The sequence below is a fragment of the Streptomyces sp. NBC_01390 genome (assembly GCF_045040105.1).
Taxonomy (GTDB): Bacteria; Actinomycetota; Actinomycetes; order Streptomycetales; family Streptomycetaceae; genus Streptomyces.
The window spans coordinates 6,428,009-6,451,638 of the sequence record NZ_CP109551.1 but is presented as its reverse complement, the minus strand read 5'-3'; the positions used below and the strand labels follow the sequence as shown (position 1 = coordinate 6,451,638).

Annotated in this window: 19 protein-coding genes; 8 read left to right on the top strand and 11 right to left on the bottom strand. The window is 70.2% G+C overall.

Annotated features, from left to right (window positions below):
* Window positions 1-269 precede the first annotated feature (269 nt).
* From OG241_RS29010 to OG241_RS28990, 5 genes are all read right to left on the bottom strand, one after another.
* Window positions 270-479, bottom strand: a complete 210-nt coding sequence (locus OG241_RS29010) for a hypothetical protein (RefSeq protein ID WP_405819284.1) — start codon at window positions 477-479, stop codon at window positions 270-272.
* A 101-nt stretch (window positions 480-580) separates the two neighbouring features.
* Window positions 581-1,300: an ABC transporter permease subunit gene (locus OG241_RS29005; RefSeq protein ID WP_405819283.1), complete on the bottom strand. Its 720-nt coding sequence runs from the start codon at window positions 1,298-1,300 to the stop codon at window positions 581-583.
* A gap of 10 nt (window positions 1,301-1,310) precedes the next feature.
* Window positions 1,311-2,222: an ABC transporter ATP-binding protein gene (locus tag OG241_RS29000; protein ID WP_405819281.1), complete on the bottom strand. Its 912-nt coding sequence runs from the start codon at window positions 2,220-2,222 to the stop codon at window positions 1,311-1,313.
* Entirely contained in the window at window positions 2,219-3,124 is a 906-nt protein-coding gene (locus tag OG241_RS28995) for an ABC transporter permease subunit (RefSeq protein ID WP_405819279.1), read from the bottom strand. The genes OG241_RS29000 and OG241_RS28995 overlap by 4 nt, the downstream gene beginning before the upstream one ends.
* A complete protein-coding gene (locus OG241_RS28990; protein ID WP_405826475.1) occupies window positions 3,114-4,130 on the bottom strand; it encodes an ABC transporter ATP-binding protein in 1,017 nt (338 codons plus the stop codon). The genes OG241_RS28995 and OG241_RS28990 overlap by 11 nt, the downstream gene beginning before the upstream one ends.
* Window positions 4,131-4,382: 252 nt before the next feature.
* Here OG241_RS28990 and OG241_RS28985 point away from each other — a divergent pair, with 252 nt between their 5' ends.
* From OG241_RS28985 to OG241_RS28960, 6 genes are all read left to right on the top strand, one after another.
* Window positions 4,383-5,225, top strand: a complete 843-nt coding sequence (locus tag OG241_RS28985) for a M24 family metallopeptidase (protein ID WP_405819277.1) — start codon at window positions 4,383-4,385, stop codon at window positions 5,223-5,225.
* The gene (locus OG241_RS28980; RefSeq protein WP_405819275.1) at window positions 5,222-6,976 is read left to right on the top strand and encodes an SDR family oxidoreductase; all 1,755 of its coding nucleotides are present in this window, start codon (window positions 5,222-5,224) and stop codon (window positions 6,974-6,976) included. Before OG241_RS28985 ends, OG241_RS28980 begins: the two co-directional genes overlap by 4 nt.
* A 200-nt stretch (window positions 6,977-7,176) precedes the next feature.
* Window positions 7,177-7,725: an RNA 2'-phosphotransferase gene (locus tag OG241_RS28975; RefSeq protein ID WP_405826473.1), complete on the top strand. Its 549-nt coding sequence runs from the start codon at window positions 7,177-7,179 to the stop codon at window positions 7,723-7,725.
* A 39-nt stretch (window positions 7,726-7,764) separates the two neighbouring features.
* Window positions 7,765-8,223 carry a hypothetical protein gene (locus OG241_RS28970; RefSeq protein ID WP_405819273.1) on the top strand — a complete coding sequence of 153 codons (459 nt, stop codon included), beginning with the start codon at window positions 7,765-7,767 and terminating at the stop codon, window positions 8,221-8,223.
* Window positions 8,224-8,287: 64 nt separating this feature from the next.
* A complete protein-coding gene (locus OG241_RS28965) occupies window positions 8,288-9,199 on the top strand; it encodes an LLM class flavin-dependent oxidoreductase (RefSeq protein WP_405819272.1) in 912 nt (303 codons plus the stop codon).
* A gap of 78 nt (window positions 9,200-9,277) precedes the next feature.
* Window positions 9,278-10,147 carry a Cof-type HAD-IIB family hydrolase gene (locus tag OG241_RS28960; protein ID WP_044473829.1) on the top strand — a complete coding sequence of 290 codons (870 nt, stop codon included), beginning with the start codon at window positions 9,278-9,280 and terminating at the stop codon, window positions 10,145-10,147.
* Between the two features lie 25 nt (window positions 10,148-10,172).
* Here OG241_RS28960 and OG241_RS28955 read toward each other — a convergent pair whose 3' ends face one another.
* The 6 genes from OG241_RS28955 to hisC all read right to left on the bottom strand — a co-directional run bounded on the left by OG241_RS28955 (window position 10,173) and on the right by hisC (window position 20,423).
* Window positions 10,173-11,240 carry a M23 family metallopeptidase gene (locus OG241_RS28955; protein WP_405819269.1) on the bottom strand — a complete coding sequence of 356 codons (1,068 nt, stop codon included), beginning with the start codon at window positions 11,238-11,240 and terminating at the stop codon, window positions 10,173-10,175.
* A gap of 101 nt (window positions 11,241-11,341) precedes the next feature.
* A complete protein-coding gene (locus tag OG241_RS28950) occupies window positions 11,342-12,856 on the bottom strand; it encodes a GAF domain-containing protein (protein WP_405819268.1) in 1,515 nt (504 codons plus the stop codon).
* A gap of 69 nt (window positions 12,857-12,925) precedes the next feature.
* Entirely contained in the window at window positions 12,926-16,462 is a 3,537-nt protein-coding gene (cydD, locus tag OG241_RS28945; protein ID WP_405819266.1) for a thiol reductant ABC exporter subunit CydD, read from the bottom strand.
* A gap of 87 nt (window positions 16,463-16,549) precedes the next feature.
* The gene (cydB, locus tag OG241_RS28940; RefSeq protein WP_405819264.1) at window positions 16,550-17,554 is read right to left on the bottom strand and encodes a cytochrome d ubiquinol oxidase subunit II; all 1,005 of its coding nucleotides are present in this window, start codon (window positions 17,552-17,554) and stop codon (window positions 16,550-16,552) included.
* Between the two features lie 21 nt (window positions 17,555-17,575).
* A complete protein-coding gene (locus OG241_RS28935; RefSeq protein ID WP_405819262.1) occupies window positions 17,576-19,084 on the bottom strand; it encodes a cytochrome ubiquinol oxidase subunit I in 1,509 nt (502 codons plus the stop codon).
* 259 nt (window positions 19,085-19,343) lie between these two features.
* Window positions 19,344-20,423 (bottom strand): histidinol-phosphate transaminase, encoded by a 1,080-nt coding sequence (hisC, locus tag OG241_RS28930; protein WP_405819260.1) that lies wholly within the window; start codon window positions 20,421-20,423, stop codon window positions 19,344-19,346.
* 493 nt (window positions 20,424-20,916) lie between these two features.
* Between hisC and OG241_RS28925 the strand changes: the two genes are divergently transcribed.
* Together OG241_RS28925 and OG241_RS28920 are read left to right on the top strand one after the other, a co-directional pair.
* Entirely contained in the window at window positions 20,917-22,029 is a 1,113-nt protein-coding gene (locus OG241_RS28925; protein ID WP_405819258.1) for a LacI family DNA-binding transcriptional regulator, read from the top strand.
* 385 nt (window positions 22,030-22,414) lie between these two features.
* Window positions 22,415-23,548 (top strand): metallophosphoesterase, encoded by a 1,134-nt coding sequence (locus OG241_RS28920; protein WP_405819256.1) that lies wholly within the window; start codon window positions 22,415-22,417, stop codon window positions 23,546-23,548.
* Window positions 23,549-23,630 lie beyond the last annotated feature (82 nt).

Sequence of the window (23,630 nt, the reverse complement as noted above, 5' to 3'; positions counted from 1 at the left end):
AGTGGCCGCCCCGGGCAGCTCCCCCCGCTGAACGGGGCCGCCGGAGGTAGTGACTCCTACGGAACCCGCAACGGGCTGCCCTGAAGGAAGCCGCGCGGACCGCCGTGCATCGGCGTCGACCCGGCTCCGCTCCCAGAACCCGACTCCAGGTCACCGGAACTGCCACATCGGACAGATCCGGCGTACTGGACACAACCACTGTGCCCGTACGCGGAGTCGGACGCCACCGAATAAAACTGGTGACCGAGTTGTCGGGCCGGCCGGACGCGCTACTTACGGCGCCACCTGCGGCGACGCGACTTGCTGAAGAACCAGCCCGCCGGGGGTTCGTCCGACCGCCAGGGCTGCGGCTCGGGAGCCTTGTTCCGCCACCGCGTCGTCAGCATCCGGGCGCGGGCGGACGGTTCGGCGGTTTCGGCAGAGCGTATGAAGTCCTCGTCCAGGACCAGCTCGTCCCAGATGTCCCCGTCCCCTGCCATCCCCGTCCTCCTTGCCCTGTGACCCCGTTTGTCCAGTGTGCCCGGACACGCGTCAAGTCCCTGTCAGGAGACCGCGCGTACCCGGGCTTCCGGTTTTCCGTCTACTCCTCGCCGGTCGGCGTCAGCGTGCGCAGCTTCTGTCCGGCGTACCAGGTGGCGAGGACGGTGACCGCGATCAGCAGGACCGTCGCTGTGGTCAGGCCGACGTCCGAGGTGACCAGGTCGCCGCCCGTGACCTTGTGGCCGACGGCAAGTGCCCACTGCTGGACGCTCAGTGTGCGCGCCCCGGGCACCAGCGAGCCGAACAGGGCCTCCCAGACCAGGGCGTAGACGAGCCCGAAGACCACCGCGTGCCGGGACACCGTGCCGAGCAGCAGGAAGAGCGCGGCGTAGGCGATGGAGGCGACCAGTGCGGCGACCGTGTAGGCGACGGCGACCTGCTGGCCGTTGCCGTTGAGGATGAGGCCCGCGACGAACGTCGGTACGGCCGAGAACACCATGGTGACGCCGATCGCGACGATCAGCTTGGTGTAGATGATCTTGGATCGCTTGAGCGGCTTCGAGAGCAGGTAGACGACGGAGCCGTCGTCGATCTCCGGGCCGATCGCGCCGGTGCCCGCGATGACGCCGATGAGCGGCACCATCGTGGCGAGGGCGAGTCCGCCCAGCACGTCCGCCGCCGTCTGGTCGTCGGCGCCGACGAGGCCGCGTACGGCGACGGCGATCACGATCAGCAGCAGGGGCAGCGCCCCGAGGATGAGGGCCCGGCGGCGGCCGAGCAGGGCCCGGTAGGTGAGCCGGGCGACTGTGGGGTCGTACATTTTCGGCCTCCTACGCGGCGACGAGATACGAGAACACGGATTCGAGGGACTCGTCGGACGGCGAGACCGTGAGCAGCCGGATGCCGTGATCGCGGGCGACGCGGGGCAGCAGGGCGGTGAAGCGGCCGAAGTCGACGGCCTGGATGCGCAACGCGCCCTCCGCGAGGTCCACTTCGATACCGGAGGTCGACGGGTCGGCGATCAGGGCGGCGGCCAGCGCCCGGTCGTCGCTGGAGCGGACGAGGTAGCGGTGCGGGCGGTCGGTCATCAGGCGGCGGATCCGGCGGAAGTCACCGCTGGCCGCGTGCCGTCCGGCGACGACCACCTCGATGTGGGCCGCCAACTGCTCGACCTCTTCGAGGATGTGCGAGGAGAACAGGACCGTGCGGCCCTCGGCGCCCATGCGGCGCAGCAGGTCCATGAGCTGCATGCGCTGGCGCGGGTCCATGCCGTTGAAGGGCTCGTCGAGCAGGAGGAGCGACGGGTCGTGGACGAGCGCGCTCGCCATCTTCACGCGCTGGCGCATGCCCTTGGAGTACGTCGAGATCTTGCGGTCCTGCGCGTACTCCATCTCGACCGTGGCGAGCGCCCGCTGTGCCGCCTTGGCGCCCAGTCCGTGCAACTCGGCGTTGGCGACGACGAATTCCTTGCCAGTGAGGAAGTCGTACATCGCCTCGCGCTCGGGGACGATGCCGATGTGCTGGTAGATCTGCTCGTTGCGCCACACGGGCTGTCCGTCGAGGGTGACGGTGCCGGTGGAGGGGGCCAGGAAGCCGCCCATCATGTTGATGAGGGTGGACTTTCCGGCGCCGTTGGGGCCGAGGAGGCCGGTGACTCCGGGGCCGATCGTCATGGTGATGTCGTTGACCGCCACCACGTTGCCGAACCAGCGCGAGACATGGTCGATGTTGAGCGTGGTCACAGTCCGACCTTTCGGTAGCGGCGCATCAGAAGGCCGTAGCAGCCTGCGACGAGACCCAGGACGGCGAGGAGGAAGACCACACCTTCGCCGGCGCCGGGGCCCACCCCTCCTGGGTAGGAGGACGTCGCGCCCAGGAAGGCCGTCTGCACCCCGTCGATGAGCGTGATGGGCGAGAAGAGGCCGATCCAGGGGACGGCGCCGGAGTTGCCCTGCGCGTCGGCGATGGCCTGGAGCGTGGAGACCGCCCCGTAGGAGATGGTCAGTACGGCGATGACCGCCGCGATGCCGAAGCCGCGGCGCGGGGTGACGGCCGAGATGACGAGGCCGATACCGGCGAACAGCAGCGAGAGCAGTGCCACGGAGACGAGCCCCTGCAGGAATCCCTTGGTCTGGTCGGTGAAGTCGAGCTTGGCCAGCAGGGCGCCCGCGTAGAGCACGATCAGCGGCACCGCGGTGATGATGAACAGGGCCGAGGCCAGCGCCGCGAACTTGGCCCGTACGTAGTCGGCGGTCTCGATCGGCCGCGAGAAGTACAGGGGTACGGTCTTGAAGCGCAGGTCGCGGGAGACGGCCTGGGGTGCCTGCGAGGCCACGTACAGGCCGATGACCGCCTGCATGATGACCGCGTAGTTCGTGTACTCCACGGGCAGCTTGTGGGCCTTGGTCGCGACCGTGACCGCCACCATGATGGCCGCGGGCACGCACATCACCGCGAAGAGCACCATTGGCAACACCTTGGACTTGACCGAGCGGCCCAGGCCGTAGGAGCCGCGCAGGGACTGCGAGTAGAGCGAGCGTCGGGCGTACGCCCGGCCCAGGCGCGGGCCGTCGTACGAGCGGTAGCCGATGTTGTGGATGCGGGACTGGGCGCCCGCCTGTGCCGGGGTCTGCTCAACCGCCATGGCCGACCGCCTCCTTTCCCGCGCCGTGCTGTGCGGTGCTCTGTGGTGTGGCGCCCTGCTGTGCGGCGTTCTGCTGTTCGTCGCTGTCGGTGAAGACCTCGGAGATGTGGTGCCTGCGCTGTTCCATGCGCACCAGGCCGAGGCCGAGGTCGGCGACCGTGTCCCGTACGAGGTCGTAGGTGTCCTCGTCCTGCGCGGTGAGCAGCAGGATGTGGCCGGCGCCGGGCAGGCCGCTGCCGTCGTGGGTCTCCACCCCGCGCGCGTGGAGCGCGTCGCGCACCGCGGTGGTGCCGTCCGGGTGGTCGTCGGTGTCGGTCACCTCGATGGCGAGGATGGCCGTGGACTGGGTGAAGTCCGTGGTGGAGCTGGACCGCAGGAGCTTGCCGCCGTCGACGACCACCACGTGGTCACACGTACGCTCCAGCTCGCCGAGCAGGTGCGAGGTGACCAGCACCGAGATGCCGAAGTCGGTGTGGATACGGCGGATCAGGCCGAGCATCTCGTCGCGGCCGACCGGGTCGAGACCATTGGTCGGCTCGTCCAGGAAGACCAGCTGCGGGTCGTGGACCAGGGCCTGGGCCAGCTTCACGCGCTGTTTCATGCCGGTCGAGTAGCCACCGATGGGTCGGTAGCGCTCCTCGTACAGGCCGACGTGGCGCAGGGTGTCCGCGGTGCGTTCACGGGCGGCGGCCGGCGGCAGCCCCGACATGCGCGCCATGTGCACGACGAACTCGGTGGCCGAGACGTCGGGCGGCAGGCAGTCGTGCTCCGGCATGTAGCCGACGCGCTCGCGGATCGCGCCGCCCTCGGTGGCGACGTCGAGCCCGAGCACGCTGGCCCGGCCCTCCGTGGCGGGAGACAGACCCAGCAGGATCTTGATCAGGGTGGATTTGCCGGCGCCGTTGGCACCGACGAGTCCGGTCACACCGGGTCCGATGTCCATGGAGAGCCGGTCGAGCGCGGTCACCCGGGGGAACCGCTTGCTCAGGCTTTCGGTCGCGATCACAGTCACGTCCACGACGGTAGTGGCGCACACCACACCGGTCGTCAGCCCGAAGAGCTGTCTCCGCATCCACCTTCAGTCGTACGGGCCCGTAGGGGTCAACCTCAGGTCGAACAACCGGCGAGGTTGTCCACAACGGCGCCGTTGTCCACAGACAGGCGTTCGACTGTTGACGCGGGCTCTAACAAGTGTCAGATTCGCGAGGGTCAAGTTACGGGCACGTAGCGCGGTCGATGGGGACGGTGGGCGGCGGCAATGGCGACGGCGGTGATGGGCGGACGCACCGGGGAACTGGCCGGGTTCCGGCGGGTGCAACGGCTGGCGTACGAGTGTGCGGAGGCCGTCGCGGCGCGACTGGAGCCGGGGATCACCGAGCGCGAAGCGGCCCGGATGCAGCGGGAGTGGCTGCGCGAGCGGGGCGTACGGGACTGGTTCCATCTGCCCTTCGCCTGGTTCGGGGACCGCACGGCGTTCGTGAACTTCCGCGTCCCCCTCCAGTTCTTCCCGACCGGCCGCCGGCTGGAGCCGGGGATGCCGTTCATCCTGGACCTGGCCCCGGTCCACCGGGGTTTCGCGGCGGACATCGGCTACTCGGGCTCGCTCGGGGCCAACCCGCTGCAGGACAGGCTGATGGCCGACCTGGAGGCGCACCGCGAGCTGATCCTGCGCGAGGTGCGGGAGCGGCGTCCGCTGCGCGAGATCTATGAGGACGTGGACCGCCTCATGGTCCGCCAGGGCTATGCCAACCGGCATCGCGCGTATCCCTTCGGGGTGATCGCGCACAAGGTCGACCGGGTACGGGAACGGCCCTGGTCACCGAGGGTGTTCGGGTTCGGTACGCAGTCCCTGAAGGGGCTGGCGGGCGACGCGCTGCGCGGTCATCGAGAGGGCTGGTCACCCCTGTGGTCGCCCTACCGCTTCTCCGACCATCCGCCGCAGCCGGGTCTGTGGGCGGTCGAGCCGCATCTCGGATTCCGGGGCACCGGGGCGAAGTTCGAGGAGATCCTGGTCGTCACGGACTCCGCGGATCCGCGGGAGAGCGCGTTCTGGCTGGACGACGATCTGCCGCACGTGCGGCGTTGGGCGGAGGCGAAGTGACGATCGACGGGGCGCGTGAGCGCCGGGTGCAGACGGGCGGGATCGAGCTGTGCGTCGCCGAGTCGGGGGACCCGGCGGACCCCACGGTGATCCTGCTGCACGGCTATCCGGACTCCAAGGAGGTGTGGTCGGAGGTCGCCGCGCGGCTCGCCGACCGCTTTCACGTCGTGCTGTACGACGTGCGGGGTCACGGAAGTTCGTCGGCGCCGCGTCCGCTGCGCGGCGGTTTCACCCTGGAGAAGCTGACCGACGACTTCCTGGCCGTCGCGGACGCGGTCAGCCCGGACCGGCCGGTGCATCTGGTGGGGCACGACTGGGGCTCGGTGCAGTCCTGGGAGTTCGTCACCGTCGCGCGCACCGAGGGCCGGATCGCGTCCTTCACGTCGATGTCCGGGCCCTCCCTCGACCACCTCGGCCACTGGACGAAGGGACGCCTGAAGCGGCCCACCCCGCGCGCGGTCGCCCAACTCCTGGGCCAGGGGCGCAGGTCCTGGTACGTGTACGCGATGCACACGCCGGTGCTCCCCGAACTCGCCTGGCGGGGCCCGCTCGGCAAACGCTGGCCGAAGGTGCTGGCCCGCCACGAGAAGGTCTCCTCGGACGGTTACCCGACCGCCTCCCTGCCCACGGACGCGTCCAACGGCCTCTGGCTGTACCGGGACAACGTACGGTCCCGGCTGCGCAGGCCCCGCCCGGACGCACACGCGCACGTGCCTGTGCAGCTCATCACGCCGCTGGGGGACGCGTTCCTCTCCGAGCGGCTGAACGACGGACTGGAGCGCTGGGCGCCCGGGCTGGTGCGCCGCACGATCGACGCCAAGCACTGGATCCCGCGCACCCGGCCCGACCAGGTGGCCGCCTGGATCGGTGAGTTCGTGACCGCCAACGAGGCCGGGCAGCTCCCGGCGGCGCCAACGGGCAAGTACGCACAGCGTTTCGGCGGCCGGCTGGTCCTGGTCACCGGGGCTGCCAGCGGCATCGGACGGGCGACGGCCTTCGCGCTCGCCGAGGCGGGCGCCCGGGTGGTGGCCGTCGACCGGGACGCCGAAGGAGCCGCCCGCACGGCCGAGTTGGCCCTCCTTGTCGGCGCCCCGGAGAGCTGGTCGGAGGTGGTCGACGTCTCGGACGAGCAGGCGATGGAGAAGCTCGCCGAGCGGGTCGCCACCGAGTACGGCGTGGTGGACGTGCTGGTGAACAACGCGGGGATCGGCCTCTCCGGCTCCTTCTTCGACACGACCGCGGAGGACTGGAAGAAGGTCCTGGACGTCAACTTGTGGGGTGTGATCCACGGTTGCCGGCTTTTCGGGAAGCAGATGTCCGAGCGCGGGCAGGGCGGCCACATCGTGAACATCGCGTCCGCCGCCGCGTTCCAGCCCTCCAAGGCGCTTCCCGCGTACAGCACTTCGAAGGCCGCGGTACTGATGCTCAGCGAGTGCCTGCGCGCCGAACTGGCGGGTCAGGGCATCGGTGTCTCGGCGATCTGCCCCGGGTTCGTCAACACGAACATCACAACGACCGCGCGCTTCACGGGAGTCGACGCGGAGGAGCAGGCCCGCCGGCAGAAGCGGACGGCCCGGCTGTACGGGTTGCGCAACTACCCGCCGGAGAAGGTCGCTTCGGCCATCCTCCGCGCCGTGGTGCGCAACGAGGCGGTCGCTCCGGTGACGCCGGAGGCCCGGGGCGCGCATCTCATGTCCCGCTTCGTGCCGGGGGCGTTGAGGGCGCTGGCGCGGATGGACCCGCCTCTATGACCAGAAATCTCAAATCGTATTAAATATATGCAACTTGACCAAAGGTGGGAAAGGGGTGGTGGGTTGTCCACAGTTTCGTCAATTCCCCTGTGGATAACTCGACTTGGCTGTGGATCAAACCTCCGGACCAAAATCAAATGCGTGACACCCGTCCCGCCCGGCACCCTTGGGGGATGACCGAGAAAGAGACCGAGAAAGAGATGGACGAAAGACGCACCGTGAAGGTGTCGAAGTACCTGTCGAAGCATCTGCGGCACCAGCCGGAGCGGATCGGGCTCGCGCTCGACGAGGCCGGCTGGGTGGAGATCGACACGCTGATCGCGGCTGCCACGGCTCACCACTTCCGGTTCACCCGGGAGGAACTGGATCACGTGGTCGCCGCCAACGACAAGAAGCGGTTCGCGATCGACGGCACCCGGATCCGGGCCAGTCAGGGCCACAGTGTCGAGGTCGACCTCGGGCTGCCCCCGGCGACCCCGCCGCCGTACCTCTACCACGGCACGGTGGACCGCTTCCTGGACGCGATCCGCGACGAGGGCCTGCGGCCCATGAACCGGCATGCCGTGCACCTCTCGCCCGACCGTGAGACCGCGACCCGGGTCGGCGCCCGCCGGGGCCGGCCGGTCGTGCTCTCCGTGGACTCGGCCGCCATGCACCGCGACGGTCACCTCTTCCACGTGAGCGCGAACGGCGTCTGGCTCACCGAGGCCGTACCACCGCGTTATCTGCGCTTCTCCGGCCCGCGCTGACCCACCCACGGCACCGGGCCCCGGGCCCCGGGCCCCGGCATGATCGGGGGCATGGACCACCTGCCCAGCACCGAGGCCGCCGTCACCGCCCTGCGCGCCCTCGCCGCCGAGTACTCCCGCGAGATCGAGGTCGGCCACGACATCGGCGCCGACCAGACCTCCCGGCGCACGGCTGCGGGCATCGGCGTCACCACGGACCCGGACGGCTCGCTCCCGCACGAGGCGCTCGCCGAGTTCGGCGGAGTCCCCCGGGTGACCGTCCGCCTCTTCCCCGACGACGACGCGCTGATCACCGTCGAGGGCGTCGAGTGCCACGACATTCCGCGCGACGACGTGCCCGCCTTCCTTCGCTCCGTCTACGACGGCCTCGCGTTCGTCGCGGCCCGCCGCTTCCCGCCCACCCGCCACCTGGTGGTACCGCTGCCCGGCGACCGCACGTACAAGGAGTACATCCCGCTGCTCGGCCTCAGCCCATGGCTCAGCAGCCGCATCCGGTGAGCGTTCCCTCGACCGCCGGGTGACTGTTTCACGTGAAACATGAACGGCGCCTAGGCTCTCAACCATGAGCCTGCACCTGAGCACCGTCATCCTGCCGTACCGCCGTTGGCACGAGGGCGGGCGTTCGGCCTGGGAGCGCGCGGAACAGCTCGGCTTCCACACCGCGTACACGTACGACCACCTGTCCTGGCGCACCTTCCGGGACGGCCCGTGGTTCGGCGCCGTGCCCACGCTCACGGCAGCCGCCGCCGTCACCGACAGGCTGCGCCTGGGCACCCTCGTGACCTCGCCCAACTTCCGGCACCCGGTGACGCTGGCCAAGGAGCTGATCTCCCTCGACGACGTGTCGAACGGCCGGATCACCCTGGGCATCGGCGCGGGCGGCACCGGCTTCGACGCCACTGCCCTGGGCCAGGATTCGTGGACACCCCGGGAGCGCGCCGACCGGTTCGGCGAGTTCGTCACGCTCCTCGACAAGCTGCTGACCGAGGACGGCAAGGAAGGCGTCTCGTACCAGGGCGACTACTACTCCGCCCACGAGGTGCGCAACATCCCGGGCTGTGTACAGCGGCCCCGGCTGCCCTTCGCGGTGGCCGCCACCGGACCGCGCGGGCTGAAGCTCGCCGCACGGTACGGCCAGGCCTGGGTGACGACCGGCGACCCGCGGTTGTACGAGAACGGCACACCCGAGCAGTCGGTCCAGGCCCTGCGCGGACAGGCCGAGAAGCTGGCCGACGCCTGCGCCGCGATCGGCCGGGACATGCGCGGACTCGACAGGATCCTGCTCACCGGGTTCACCCCGGACCGGGGGCGTCCGCTGGAGTCGGTGGACGCGTTCGTCGACTTCGCGGGCCGGCACCGGGAGCTGGGCTTCACCGAGATCGTGATCCACTGGCCCATCCCCGACTCCTACTTCGCGGCGGACGAGCAGGTCTTCGAGCGCATCGCCACGGAGGCACCGGCGCAGCTTCGCTGACGCAGCACCGGTCGGGGCGGCCACTCACCTGAGCGGAGCGCCGAACAGCCGGGCGCGGACATACGCGAGAATGGGCTGGTGACCTCAGCGACCAGAGAGCCCGAGACCCCCGCCGCCGCCCTCCCGATCCGGCTGATCGCCACCGACCTCGACGGCACACTGCTGCGCGACGACAAGTCGGTGTCCCCGCGTACGGTGGCCGCCCTGGCCGCCGCCGAGGCAGCGGGCGTCGAGGTCTTCTTCGTCACGGGCCGTCCGGCCCGCTGGATGGACGTCGTCAGCGAGCACGTCCACGGTCACGGCCTGGCGATCTGCGGCAACGGCGCAGCGGTGGTCGACCTGCACGGCGGCCCCGGCGCCCACCGTTTCGTGAAGGTGCGGGAGCTGGCCAGGGACAACGCGCTGGACGCCGTACGCCTGCTGCGTGACGCCGCGCCGGGGACCGTGTACGCCGTGGAGCAGACGTACGGCTTCCACCAGGAGCCGGAGTATCCGAAGCTGCACATGGAGGTGCCGGACAACCGGGCACCCGCCGAGAAGCTGCTGGCCCCGGGCGGCCCGAGCGACGGTGAGCCCGTGCTGAAGATCCTCGCCTTCCACCACACGATGGACCCCGACGTGTTCCTCGCCACCGCCCGGCTCGCGATCGGCGACCGTGCCACCGTCACCCGCTCCAGCCCCAGCGCCCTGCTGGAGATCAGCGGACCGGGCGTCTCCAAGGCGAGCACGCTGGCCCTGTCCTGCGCCGAGCGGGGCATCTCGTCCGAGGAGGTCGTCGCCTTCGGGGACATGCCGAACGATGTGGAGATGCTCACCTGGGCGGGCCGGTCGTACGCGATGGGCAACGCGCATCCCGATGTCGTCGCGGCGGCCTCGGGACGGACCGCGCCCAACAACGAGGACGGGGTGGCCGTCGTGATCGAGCGGCTGCTCGCGGAACGCCTCTGAGAGTGCCGCCGCACGAGGGCCGCTCCTACAACGGCACCCCGCGCTCCGCCAGCCACGCCGCCGGGTCCACCCCCGACCCCAGTTCGGGTGTCACGCGTACCTCGAAGTGCAGGTGGGGGCCGGTCGAGTTGCCGGTCGTGCCGGTCTGGGCGATCCACTGGCCCGGAGTCACCCGCTGCCCCTGGTCGACGGTGATGGCGGCGAGGTGCGCGTACTGCGTGTAGTAGCCGTCGGCGTGCTCGATCACGATCTCGATGCCGAAGGCGCCTCCGCAGGACACCGACACCACCGTGCCGGCGCCGACCGCGCGCACCGGGGTGCCGATCGGTACCGCGAAATCCTGCCCGGTGTGCCCGTTGGCCCATCGGTCGCCGCCGCTGCCGAAACTCGCGGAGAGCTCGTACGTCTCCACGGGCGTGACGTATTCCGGCATGGTCCCGGGGTCCGGCTGGTCGAGCCGGACGGCGCCCCGGCACGAGCCCGCCGCCACCGAGGCGTCGGCCCGGCCCTGGAGAGTCCAGCGGGCCTCTTCGAGTTTCGCCTCGATCGAGCGCTTCAGCTCGGCGAGTTCGCCGTTCCTGCGCTCCAGCGTCTGCCACTGCGCCGCCGCCTTCGCCTCGTCGGCGGCGAGCCGGGCCTCCGCGCGCCGGCTCTTGTCGATCGCGTTGTTGACGGCGAGATCGGCCTGCCACACAGCCCGCTGACCACGCATCAGCTCGTCGGGACTGTCCGCGAGCAGCATCTGCGCGGTGAGGGGCAGGCCACCTCCGCTGCGGTACTGGCCGCGTGCGATCCGGCCCAGGTCCTCGTGCAGGACGGCGATGTCGCGCCGTTCCCGGGTGAGGAGTTCCTCGTACCGCCGGGCTCTGGCGCCCTCCACCTCGGCCTCGCGCCGTCCGGCCTCGTACTGCCTCGTCACCACGGCGGCATCCGCGTACAGCCGGGTCACCTCGGTGCTGAGACCCGAGTCCGTACCGGAGTCCGGTCCGGGGTCCGCGCCTTCGCCCGAAGCCGCCGTGGGCCGCGCGACCAGGACCGCGAGCGCGCACAGCAGTGCCGGAACGAGCAGCGGGTGGCGGCGACGTGATCCCATGTCAGCGATCGTGTACCGCAAACCGTCCTCGGTGCCTGTTCAAGTCGTACGCCTGGGGGACCCGTTGCCACGAACGGCTCACAAGAAGGGCTGTGACGGGCTCAGTACGGCGCCTGCCACGTCACCGTCGTACCGGCGCCGGCCGGGCCGCTGCCGGGTCCGTGACCGCTGTCGCCGCCCAGGGACTCGGCGCGCCGTTTCAGGTTCCTGAGGCCGCTGCGCCGGCCGCCCTCGGGGATGCCGACACCGTCGTCGGCGACGGTCAGCCGGACGCCCCGTCGGCCGTCCGGCAGGGTCGCGTTCGCGTCGACCACCACATCGATGCGGGACGCCCCAGCGTGACGGAAGGCGTTGGACAGTCCCTCACGCAGGGCGGCGACGAGGTTTTTGCCGGTCAGCTCGCCGACATCGGTGTCGACCGGGCCGACCACCCGGAGCGAGGGCTGGAAGCCGAGCGCCACGGCGGCCATGTGGATCTCCCGCTCCACCCGTGTGGACAGCTCGGACGGGATCTCCCCGGGATCGTCCTGGAGCGCGAAGATCGCGGTACGGATCTCCTGGATGGTGACATCGAGTTCGTCGACGGCCCTGCCGACGCCGTCCCGTACCTCGGGCGCGACCGGCCCGCGCTGGGCGCTCTCCAGCATCATCCCGGTGGCGAACAGCCGTTGGATGACGAGGTCGTGCAGGTCACGGGCGATCCGGTCGCGGTCCTCGTACACCGCGAGCCGTTCCCGGTCGCGCTGGGCCTCGGCCATCATCAGCGCGAGCGCGGCCTGTGCGGCGAACTGGACGGCGAGCGCGCGCTCCGTCTCCGTGAACGCGCGCTCTCCCCGCGCGCGGGGCATGGCGAGGCTGCCGACGACGCGGCCGTCGCTCTGCAGGGGCAGCAGCAGGGTGGGCCCGTAGTCGCTGGTGAGGCCGTTGCCGATGGCCAGGCGGGGGTCGGTGGCCGCGTCGGCGACGAACACCGGCTCGCCGTCGAGGAGTTCGGCGACGATGTCGCTCTCCGGCGGGATGATCACTCCGAGCGCGCCGGAGGGGCTTTCCGCGTCCACGGCGACGATCTCCAGACCGCCCGAGTCCGCGGGCAGCAGCACGATCCCGGCCGCGGCTCCGGAAAGCCGGCGTGCCTGTTCGGCGACGATCCGCAGCGAGACGCCGATGTCGCCGCCCGAGAGCAGCGCGGTGGTCACGGCCACGGACCCGTCGATCCAGCGCTCGCGCTGCCGGGCGGCCTCGTACAGACGGGCGTTGCCGATGGCGATGCCCGCCTCGGTGGCCAGCACCCTGACCAGGGTCAGGTCGTGCTCGGTGTAGGGCCCTCCGCCGCGCTTGGCACCGAGGTACAGGTTCCCGAAGACCTCGCCGTGCACCCGGATCGGCTCGACCTGGCGGACGCTCTCCTCGTCGGCTCCGTGGTGAACGAGGTCGGTGAAGCCCGTGCCGTCCTCGGCGAGGACTCGGATGGCCACATGCCCCGCGTCCACCAGGGCAGTGGCCGTCGCGCAGATCCGCTCCAGCGTGGCATGCGGCCCGAGCCCGGTCCCGACGGCCCGCATGGCTTCCAGCAGTTGCGGCACGCACGGCTCGGGGCGAAGTGGTAGGTCGGACATCCCACGAGCCTAATTAGTGCGCTTTGTCCACGAAAGTCGAGCCGCCGGGACCCCGTACCGAGCAAGGGCTCAATGCACCACCGCTGCCGATGCCAGGTGCTCGGACTCCGCCTCCCGCTCCGCCATCGCCCGCAGCGGCCCCTCGACGGCGACCAGCTCCTCGAACGTCCCGCGCTGCACGACCTGACCGCCGTCCAGCACGATGACCTCGTCCACGGCGTCGAGACCGGCCAGCCGGTGGGTGATGAGCAGCGTCGTACGGCCCTCGGTCGCGGCCAGCAGATCGGCGGTGAGCGCGTCGGCGGTCGGCAGGTCCAGGTGTTCGGCGGGTTCGTCGAGCACGAGCACCGGGAAGTCGGCGAGCAGCGCCCGGGCGAGCGCCAGCCGCTGCCGCTGTCCGCCGGACAGCCGCGCCCCGTGCTCGCCGACCAGCGTGTCGAGGCCGTCGGGCAGCGAGTCGGCCCAGTCCAGCAGCCGCGCCCGCGCGAGGACGCCCCGCAGGTCGTCCTCGGTCGCGTCCTTCCTCGCCAGCAGCAGGTTCTCGCGCACGGAGCTGTCGAAGAGGTGGGCGTCCTGGGCGCACAGCCCGATCAGCCGCCGTACGTCGTCGCCGTCCAGCGCGTGCGCGTCCACCCCGCCCAGCGTGTAGGAGCCGGCGTCCGCGTCCAGGAACCGCAGGAGCACCTGGGCGAGCGTCGTCTTGCCGGACCCGGAGGGACCGACGACGGCGACCCTGCGCCCTTCGTCGAGGGTGAGGTCGAGGCGGGCGAGGGCGTCCCGGTCCTGTCCGGCATGGCGGGCCGCCAACGCCCTGACGACGACAGGGAACGGCGACAGCGGCGCGGGGAGTGGCACCTCGGGTTCCCGTACGGGCTCGGGCGCGTCCAGGACCTCGTACACGCGCTCGGCGCTCCTGCGCACCCGCTGCCGGTACCGCACGGCGAGCGGCAGCCCGAGGACCGCCTCGAAGGCGGCCAGGGGAGTGAGGACGACAACGGCCGTCACCACTCCGTCGAGCCGCCCGTCGGCGACCGCCCGGGCGCCGACGAGGGCGGTGACCGCGACCGTCAGTCCGGACAGCAGCGCGGTGAGCCCGTCGCCGAGGGCGGTGGCGGTGGCCGCGCGCGAAGCGATCCCGGTGAGCACCGAGTCGGCCCGCCGAACCTGCTCGGTACGTCCGTTCAGAGCGCCCGCGACCGTCGACTCGGCGGTGCCGGTGAGCAGGTCGGCCACATGCGTGGCCAGTGCCCCGCGGGCCGGGGCGAGCCGGCGTTCCGCACGCCGTGCCACGGCACTGGTCACGAGGGGGACGCCGACACCGGCGGCGAGCAGCCCGGCGGCGAGGACGGCCCCGGCCTCCGGCAGCAGCCACGCCGTGAACCCGACGGAGGCGGCCGAGACGACCAGGGCGGCCCCGGCGGGCAGCAGCCAGCGCAGCCAGTAGTCCTGGAGGGCGTCGACATCGGCCACGAGCCGCGACAGCAGGTCGCCGCGCCGGGCCGTCCGCAGTCCGGCGGGCGCCAGCCTCTCCAGGCGCCGGTAGACGGCCACCCGGGTGTCGGCCAGCATCCGCAGCACGGCGTCGTGCGACACCAGCCGCTCGGCGTACCGGAAGACGGCGCGCCCGATCCCGAAGGCCCGCGTGCCCGTCACGGCGACCATCAGATACAGCACGGGCGGCTGCTGCGAGGCCCGCGAGATGAGCCACCCGGAGGTCGCCATGAGCCCGACGGCACTGCCGAGCGCGAGACTCCCGAGCAGCAGCGCGAGCCCGAGCCGCCCGCGCCGGGCCCCGGACATGGCCCGCACCCGCGCGAGCACACCGAGCCGCCCGGTGGGAGCGGCGGGTACGAGTACTTCCTCGTCGAGCACGGGGAGCAGAGCACTGCGTGGACCGTCCCCGAGGAGTCCGTCACCTCCGAGGTATCCGCCGGCCTGCTCGTGCCCAGGCAACTGAGCCGGGCGCACAGCATCCGCCAGCCGCACCACCCGGTCCGCGACCCCCAGCAGCGCCGGTCGGTGCACGATCAGCAGCACCGTCCGTCCCACGGCAAGGCGCCGCACGGCGGCCACGACCTCGGCCTCGGTCTCCCCGTCCAGCGCGGCCGTCGGCTCGTCGAGCAGCAGCACCGGCCGGTCCGCGAGGAACGCCCGGGCCAGTGCGAGCCGTTGCCGCTGCCCGGCGGAGAGTCCGGCCCCCTCCTCACCGAGCAGCGCGTGGACGCCCTCGGGCAGCGCGTCCACGAACTCCAGCGCTCCGGCGTCGGCCAGCGCCCTCCGTACGGCGGTGTCGTCGGCGTCGGGCCGGGCCAGCCGTACGTTCTCGGCGATCGACCCGGCGAACAGATGAGGCCGCTGGGGCACCCAGGCCACCCGCGAACGCCACTGCTCCAGGTCGACACCCGCGAGGTCAGCACCGCCGACCGACACACGTCCCTCCGTGGGCCGGACGAACCCGAGGAGTGCGTGCAGCAGCGTCGACTTGCCGACGCCGCTCGGCCCGACGAGCGCGACCGTCTCGCCGGCCCCGACAGCGAACGAGACGTCGGCCACCGCGTCCACCGAGCGCCCGGGATACCTGACCGTGACGCCCTCGAAGGCCACTCCGCCCTCCGGCACCGCCCCGGTCCCGGACTCCGGCACCTGCGTCTCCAGTACGGCGAAGATCTCCTCTGCCGCGGCCAGCCCCTCCGCCGCCGCGTGGAACTGGGCGCCCACCTGCCGCAGCGGCAGATACGCCTCCGGCGCGAGGATGAGAATGACGAGCCCGATGTACAGGTCCATCTCGCCGTGCACGAGCCGCATACCGATGGTCACCGCGACCAGCGCCACGGACAGTGTCGCCAGGAGTTCCAGCGCGAAGGACGAGATGAAGGCGATCCGCAGGGTCCCCATCGTGGCCTGCCGGTACTCGCCGGTGATCCGCCGGATGGACTCGGCCTGCGCCTTGGCCCGGCCGAACACCTTCAGGGTCGGCAGCCCGGCCACAACATCCAGGAAGTGGCCCGACAGCCGGGACAGCAGCCGCCACTGGCGGTCCATCCGGGACTGCGTGGCCCAGCCGATCAGCATCATGAAGACCGGAATGAGCGGCAGGGTACCGACGATGATCGCGGCGGACACCCAGTCCTCGGTGACGATCCGCGCCAGCACGGCCACGGGCACCACCACCGCGAGCCCCAACTGCGGCAGATAGCGCGAGAAGTAGTCGTCCAGCGCGTCCACCCCCCGCGTGGCGAGGGCGACCAGCGACCCGGTCCGCTGCCCGCTCAGCCACCCGGGGCCGAGCGCGACGGCCCGCTCCAGCAACCGCCTGCGAAGCTCCGACTTCACTGCGGCGCTTGTCCGGTGAGCGGCCAGCTCGGTGAGCCAGGAGACCACCGCCCGGCCACCGGCGACAGCCACCAACAGCAGAAGGGGTGTACGGAGTTCAGTGACCGACAGCCCGTGCTGGAAGGCACCGACCACCACCTCGGCGATGAGCATGGCCTGCGCGATGACCAGCCCCGCGCCGACGACACCGAGACCGACGACCGCAAGTAGGAAGCGACGCGTGGCACCGGCGTACCGGAGGAGGCGCGGATCGATTGGTTTCACGTGAAACATGCCCTTCGGTCCAGAGAGGTGGTTTCGCGATGTTTCACGTGAAACATCGCGAAACCACCTGCCGCAGACTAAGCAGACAGAGACGACTCAGTGCGGGGCGTCGGCGAGGTGCTGCGTGCCGATCCGCTTGCGGAACACCCAGTACGTCCAGCCCTGGTAGAGCAGGACCACGGGGGTGGCGATCCCCGCACACCACGTCATGATCTTCAGCGTGTACGGACTCGACGAGGCGTTGGTGACCGTGAGGTTCCAGTCCGCGTTGAGCGAGGACGGCATGACGTTCGGGAAGAGCGTCAGGAACAGCATCGCGACTGCGGCCACGATGGTGACCCCGGAGAACGCGAACGCCCAGCCCTCACGTCCCTTCCATGCCGCCCCGAGTGCGGCGACGAGCGCGAGCACAGCCACGACTGCCGCGGCCAGGGAGCCCCCGTCACCCTTGTCGGCCTGGGTCCAGGTCAGGAACGCGAGCGCGACGACAGCGGTCACGAGTCCGACGCGAACGGCCAGTTTCCGCGCCCGTTCCCGGATGTCCCCGACGGTCTTGAGACCGACGAACACCGTGCCGTGGAAGGTGAACAGCGACAGGGTGACCAGGCCGCCGAGCAGCGCGTACGGGTTGAGCAGATCGGCGAGACTGCCGACGTACTCGAAGTCCGCGTCGATCTTCACCCCGCGCACGATGTTGGCGAAGGCCACGCCCCAGAGGAACGCCGGGAGGAGTGAGGTCCAGAAGATCGCGGTCTCCCAGTTTCGCTGCCAGTTCTCCTCGGGCCGCTTGACGCGGTACTCGAAGGCGACGCCCCGCACGATCAGGCAGACCAGGATGAGCAGCAGCGGCAGGTAGAAACCGGAGAAGAGGGTGGCGTACCACTCGGGAAAGGCGGCGAAGGTCGCACCGCCCGCCGAGAGCAGCCACACCTCGTTGCCGTCCCAGACGGGTCCGATGGTGTTGATGAGGACCCGCTTCTCGGGCCGGTCGCGGGCGAGCAGCTTGGTCAGGACGCCGACCCCGAAGTCGAAACCCTCCAGGAAGAAGTAGCCGGTCCACAGGACGGCGATGAGGACGAACCAGACGTCGTGAAGTTCCATGGCGATTCCAGCTCCCTGGGCCTAGTAGGAGAAGGCCATCGGCTTGTCGGCGTCCTGAGGGTCGCCACCGATCTTCGTGGGCGGGTTGAGGTCGGCCTCGGTCAGTTCCGGCGGCCCTGCCTTGACGTACTTCACGAGGAGCTTGACCTCGATGACGGCGAGAATCGCGTAGAGCGAGGTGAAGACGATCATCGAGGTGAGGATCTCCCACTGCGAGACGCCGGGGGAGACCGCGTCCCGGGTCTGGAAGATGCCGTACACGACCCACGGCTGGCGGCCCATCTCGGTGAAGATCCAGCCCCAGGAACTGGCAATCAGCGGGAAGCCCAGGGTGAGGATCGCGATGCGCCAGTACCACTTGGTGAGCGCCGGGCCGAGCGCCCTGCCGGGCAGCAGCGACAGGTGGGGCACCTCGTCGTCGCCGACGCGCAGATGCTGCGGCAGCATGAACTTCTTGCGGGTCAGCCACAGGCCGGCCAGCCCGATCGTGAAGGACGTCATACCGAAGCCGATCATCCAGCGGAAGCCCCAGTAGGCGACCGGGATGTTGGGCCGGTAGTCGCCGGGCCCGAACTTCTCCTGCTCGGCCTTGTTGACGTCGTTGATGCCCGGGACGTACGAGCTGAAGTCGTCGTTGGCGAGGAAGGACAGCAGACCGGGGATCTCGATGGCGACCTTGTTGTGGCCGGCCTCGACGTCGCCGTAGGCGAAGACGGAGAAGGGCGCGGGCGCCTCGCCGTCCCAGAGGGCTTCGGCGGCGGCCATCTTCATCGGCTGCTGCTTGAACATGACCTTGCCGAGGAAGTCACCGCTGACCGCGGTCAGCAGACCGCCGATGACGACGGTGACCAGGCCGAGCCGCAGCGAGGTCTTCATCACCTCGATGTGCTTCCCGCGCGTCAGATGGAAGGCGGCGATGCCGACCATGAAGGCGCCACCCGTGAGGAAGGCCGCGGAAAGGGTGTGGAAGACCTGGGTGAGCGCGGTGTTCTGGGTGAGGACCAGCCAGAAGTCGGTGAGTTCGGCGCGCCCTTTCTGCTCGTTGATCCGGTAGCCGACGGGGTGCTGCATCCAGGAGTTGGCCGCGAGGATGAAGTACGCCGACAGAATCGTGCCGATCGAGACCATCCAGATACAGGCCAGGTGGATCCTCTTGGGCAGCTTGTCCCAGCCGAAGATCCACAGCCCGATGAAGGTGGACTCGAAGAAGAAGGCGATCAGCGCCTCGAAGGCGAGCGGGGCGCCGAAGACATCGCCGACGAAGCGTGAGTAGTCGGACCAGTTCATGCCGAACTGGAACTCCTGCACGATGCCGGTGACGACACCCATGGCGATGTTGATCAGGAAGAGCTTGCCCCAGAACTTGGTGGCCCTGAGGTACTTCTCCTTCTCCGTGCGGACCCAGGCGGTCTGCAGGCCGGCGGTGAGCGCGGCGAGGGAGATCGTCAGCGGGACGAACAGGAAGTGGTAGACGGTGGTGATGCCGAACTGCCATCGGGCCAGAGTCTCCGGCGCCAGAGCGATTTCCACATCTCCTCCTTACAAGCTGTGATCATTGCGGCGGTTTGTCCCTGTCGCCGACCCGCACGAGAGGAACAAACGGGACGCGCTTGTGAACGCGTTCACATTCACAAGCAATTATGGCGCATGCCCGTTCGACCTTGGAGAGGTGGGGGGTCCCTAAACGAGACCTGACCGGCACTTGACAAGAAAGGGCCGGTCAGGCAGGAGATGGGCAGTCCATGAGCGCGTCGGGTGCCGACGCTCGCGACCCTGGACCAGAGCGGGACTAGAGCTCCTTGCGGAGCACCTCCGCCGTCTTGAGGAAGACGTCGTTCGCCTCGGTCTCCCCGATCGTCACCCGGACCCCCTCGCCCGGGAACGGCCGGACGACGACCCCGGCCCGCTCACACACCGCCGCGAAGTCCACGGTGCGCTCCCCCAGCCGCAGCCACACGAAGTTCGCCTGTGTCTCGGGCACCGTCCAGCCCTGGCCGCGCAGACCGTCGACCACCCGGGTGCGCTCGGACACCAGGGAACCGACCCGCCCGAACAGCGCGTCCTCGGCCCGAAGCGAGGCCACGGCCGCGTCCTGGGCGAGCTGGCTCACCCCGAACGGCACCGCCGTCTTGCGCAGCGCCGCCGCCACCGGCTCGTGGGCGATCGCGAACCCGATCCGGAGTCCGGCGAGGCCGTACGCCTTGGAGAAGGTCCGCAGCACACAGACGTTCGGCCGGTCCCGGTAGAGCGTGACTCCGTCCGGCACCTCGACATCGCGTACGAACTCCTTGTACGCCTCGTCGAGCACCACCAGCACATCACTGGGCACCCGGTCCAGGAACCGCTCCAGCTCGGCCCGCCGTACGACCGTCCCCGTCGGGTTGTTGGGGTTGCACACGAAGATCAGCCGGGTCCGGTCGGTGATCGCCTCCGCCATCGCGTCGAGGTCGTGCACGTCCCCGGGCGTCAACGGGACCTTGACGGACGTGGCGCCGCTGATCTGCGTGATGATCGGATAGGCCTCGAAGGACCGCCAGGCGTAGATCACCTCGTCCCCGGGCCCGCTGGTGGACTGGATCAGCTGCTGCGCGACACCGACCGAGCCGGTGCCGGTGGCGACGTGGGAGACCGGCACGGCGAAACGTTCGGCCAGCTCGCTCATGAGCTCCGTACAGGCCATGTCCGGGTAGCGGTTGAAGGCCCCGGCCGCGGCCGTCACGCTCTCCAGCACACCCGGCAGAGGTGGGTACGGGTTCTCGTTCGAGGACAGCTTGTAGGCCACCGGACCGTCGGTCGCGGCCGGCCTGCCCGGCTTGTAGGTGGGGATACCCTCCAGCTCGGCGCGCAGCTTGGGGCTCGTCTCGCTCACCGCAGTCCTCCTCGTGACCACCACCGGCTCAGCACGGCCACCCGCTGCCGGTTACCGGGTACCAATGCTTCTCACCTTATGAGGATTCGGCGTCCCTGCGTACGGGTCGGCCATCATCCGGGAGCTTCCGGCGCACCGCGTGCACCCCTCCGTCGACCGCCCCGCCTGTCCCACCTGCCCCGCCCGTCCCATGAGCACCGGGTGTATCAACGTGCAAAGTTGTACGAATCGGGGGGCGCATCACGCTTCTCGGCACGCGCCGGTGGCTCACGCCGTGGCGCGCATCCCTCGAAGAGGTGAGTTGAGACCTCTTCGAAACATCGGTCACTTGGCAGGCCTATGCACGCCGACAAGTCCGATAGGGCAGTAATATTGCCCAACTGACTTTCTTTCTAAGGTAGTTACTCACTTTGGACCATGCAGAAACGTGCCTGTCAACGGCTGCATATGCGTCCGCACTACCCCACCGCATGAGCCCTACTATCGGCTCGCCATGACAGCAGCAGGGAAGCACCAGGTGAGCCGCGCGGAGACAACCCGAAGAGGCAGTCGGCCGGGCCGGGCAGGCATCAGAGACGTGGCCGCCGCCGCCGGCGTCTCGATCACGACCGTCTCAGACGCCCTCAACGGAAAGGGCCGGCTCCCGGACGCCACCCGCCGCCATGTCCGTGAGGTCGCGGACCGGCTGGGCTACCGCCCGTCGGCCGCGGCCCGGACCCTCCGTACCGGCAAGTCCGGTCTGATCGGTCTGACCGTGACGACGTACGGGGATGAACCTTTCACCTTCACCGAGTTCGCGTACTTCGCGGAGATGGCGAGGGCCGCCACGTCGGCCGCGCTCGCCCGGGGCTACGCCCTGGTCATCCTCCCCGCGACCTCACGCCACGACGTGTGGTCGAACGTGGCCCTGGACGGCACGGTCGTCATCGACCCGTCGGACCAGGACCCGGTGGTCACCGAACTCGTCCGGCAGGGACTGCCCGTCGTCTCCGACGGCCGCCCGGCCGGCTCGCTCCCGGTCACCGCGTGGGTCGACAACGACCACGAGGCGGCGGTCCTGGGCATCCTCGACCACCTGGCCGCCGCCGGCGCCCGCCGCATCGGCCTGCTGACGGGGACCTCCACCGACACCTACACCCACCTCTCGACCACGGCCTACCTGCACTGGTGCGAGCGGGTCGGCCAGGACCCGGTGTACGAGGCCTACCCGGCCCACGACCCGTGTGCGGGCGCCCTCGCCGCCGACCGGCTGCTGGCCCGCCCGGACCGCCCGGACGCCGTCTACGGCCTCTTCGACCCGAACGGCACCGACCTGCTGGCCGCGGCCCGCCGCTACGGCCTGCGCGTCCCGGACGACCTCCTGCTGGTCTGCTGCAGCGAGTCCACGGTGTACGCCACCACGGAGCCGCCGATCACCACGCTCTCCCTGAAGCCGCGCCGCATCGGCACGGCGGTGGTCCAGCTCCTGATCGACGCCATCGAGAACGTCGACTCGGACCTGCCGGTCGAGCAGGTGATACCGACCGAACTGATCGTGCGGACGTCCTCGCAGCGCCGTCCGCCACGCACGACGGTCAGTCCGCCGCGGTCACCGGAGCAAGGGTGACCCAGGGGCGGTGGTGAGGGGCGGGGAAGCGGGCTTGTGCGGGGCGGGCGCCCGGGGAGCGGGGCCGTACGAGGGGTCGGCCCCGTAGGGGAAACGGGAGCCGGCCCCGTTCAGGAACGCGGGACACCGGCGTCGGGACAGTTCACTGGCGCCGGTGTCATGATCGTACGAAGCGTTCGATGTCCGAGGTTCGAAGCAGGGAGTCCGGGGCGGGCCCGTACGGGAAAGCCCTTCCGAATCGGGGCGAAAGCCGCGGTGAACTGGGCTCTTTCGCTGATTCACCACCCCTGGGTCATCACATGGCGCGATCCGCATTCCTATGATGGGCCCACGACACCGCGGGCCGCTGCGACCAGGCAGTCCGATGCGGTGCAGATGCGGCGCGATGGTGGAGGGGTCGATGACTCAGGGGGCCGGTCAGGGACCCGAGGTGACGCGGACGGCGACGTTGCGCGACTTCCGGGTGCCCGCGTACGTCCATGAGGCCGGTCCGCACGCTGACGGCGCGGTCCCCGGGGACGTCACCGTCGGCGCGGCCGACACCGACGTCCAGGAGACCGAGGAGAGCGCGCAGACCCTGTCCGACCTGGAGGAACACCCCGACGGATACACACCGACCCAACGCGACCTGCCGGTGATCAACCGCGGTGACACGCTTCAGGTGACCGTCGATCCCGCGGCCCTGGCCGCCGAAGGCCCGGGTCCTCTGTTCGTCGTCGGGGACGTCCACGGATACATCGACGAACTGATCGGCGCCCTCCAGGAACAGGGCCTGATCGACAGCGCGGGCAACTGGTCCGCGGGCACCGCCCGGCTCTGGTTCCTCGGCGACTTCACCGACCGCGGTCCGGACGGCATCGGCGTCATCGACCTGGTCATGCGGCTGTCCGCCGAGGCAGCCGCGGCCGGCGGCTACTGCAAGGCCCTCATGGGCAACCACGAGCTGCTGCTACTGGGCGCCAAGCGGTTCGGTGACACCCCCGTCAACTCCGGCGCGGGTACGGCCACCTTCCAGGCGGCCTGGCTGCTGAACGGCGGCCAGAAGACCGACATGGACCGGCTTCAGGACCACCACCTCCAGTGGATGGCCCGCCTCGACGCGATCGAGGAGGTCGACGGACACCTGCTCGTGCACTCCGACACCACCGCCTACCTCGACTACGGCGACTCGATCGAGGCGGTCAACGACACCGTCCGCGAGACGATCACCCGCAACGACGCGGACGAGGTGTGGGATCTGTTCCGCAAGTTCACCAAGCGCTTCTCCTTCCGCGACGAGGGCGGAGTGGAGGCCGTACGCTCCCTCCTCGACACCTACGGCGGCGCCCGCATCGTGCACGGGCACAGTCCCATCCCCTATCTGGTGGGTGATGTCGGCACCGAGGACGACGGCGAGGACAACTCCGGTCCGAACATCGAACATCCGCACGTCTATGCCGAGGGACTCGCCATCGCGATGGACGGCGGCGTGACCATGGCCGGAAAACTGCTGGTCCAGGAGCTTCCGCTGGATCTCTGACGGGTGTCCGGGCGTTCCCCGGGCAGCCGTCCCGCGACCAAGAACCGCATCGGGCGGGGGACTGTCACACGGTAATTTCTTC

What these genes read in the sequence shown, in the direction of transcription:
- OG241_RS29010 (WP_405819284.1), bottom strand. Translation starts at nt 479, where the DNA reads ATGGCAGGGGACGGGGACATCTGGGACGAGCTGGTCCTGGACGAGGAC.
- OG241_RS28975 (WP_405826473.1), top strand. Translation starts at nt 7,177, where the DNA reads ATGGACGAAAGACGCACCGTGAAGGTGTCGAAGTACCTGTCGAAGCAT.
- OG241_RS28950 (WP_405819268.1), bottom strand. Translation starts at nt 12,856, where the DNA reads ATGTCCGACCTACCACTTCGCCCCGAGCCGTGCGTGCCGCAACTGCTG.
- OG241_RS28985 (WP_405819277.1), top strand. Translation starts at nt 4,383, where the DNA reads ATGGCGACGGCGGTGATGGGCGGACGCACCGGGGAACTGGCCGGGTTC.
- OG241_RS28965 (WP_405819272.1), top strand. Translation starts at nt 8,288, where the DNA reads ATGAGCCTGCACCTGAGCACCGTCATCCTGCCGTACCGCCGTTGGCAC.
- OG241_RS28925 (WP_405819258.1), top strand. Translation starts at nt 20,917, where the DNA reads ATGACAGCAGCAGGGAAGCACCAGGTGAGCCGCGCGGAGACAACCCGA.
- OG241_RS29005 (WP_405819283.1), bottom strand. Translation starts at nt 1,300, where the DNA reads ATGTACGACCCCACAGTCGCCCGGCTCACCTACCGGGCCCTGCTCGGC.
- OG241_RS28970 (WP_405819273.1), top strand. Translation starts at nt 7,765, where the DNA reads ATGATCGGGGGCATGGACCACCTGCCCAGCACCGAGGCCGCCGTCACC.
- cydB (WP_405819264.1), bottom strand. Translation starts at nt 17,554, where the DNA reads ATGGAACTTCACGACGTCTGGTTCGTCCTCATCGCCGTCCTGTGGACC.
- OG241_RS28920 (WP_405819256.1), top strand. Translation starts at nt 22,415, where the DNA reads ATGGTGGAGGGGTCGATGACTCAGGGGGCCGGTCAGGGACCCGAGGTG.
- OG241_RS28995 (WP_405819279.1), bottom strand. Translation starts at nt 3,124, where the DNA reads ATGGCGGTTGAGCAGACCCCGGCACAGGCGGGCGCCCAGTCCCGCATC.
- cydD (WP_405819266.1), bottom strand. Translation starts at nt 16,462, where the DNA reads ATGTTTCACGTGAAACCAATCGATCCGCGCCTCCTCCGGTACGCCGGT.
- OG241_RS28955 (WP_405819269.1), bottom strand. Translation starts at nt 11,240, where the DNA reads ATGGGATCACGTCGCCGCCACCCGCTGCTCGTTCCGGCACTGCTGTGC.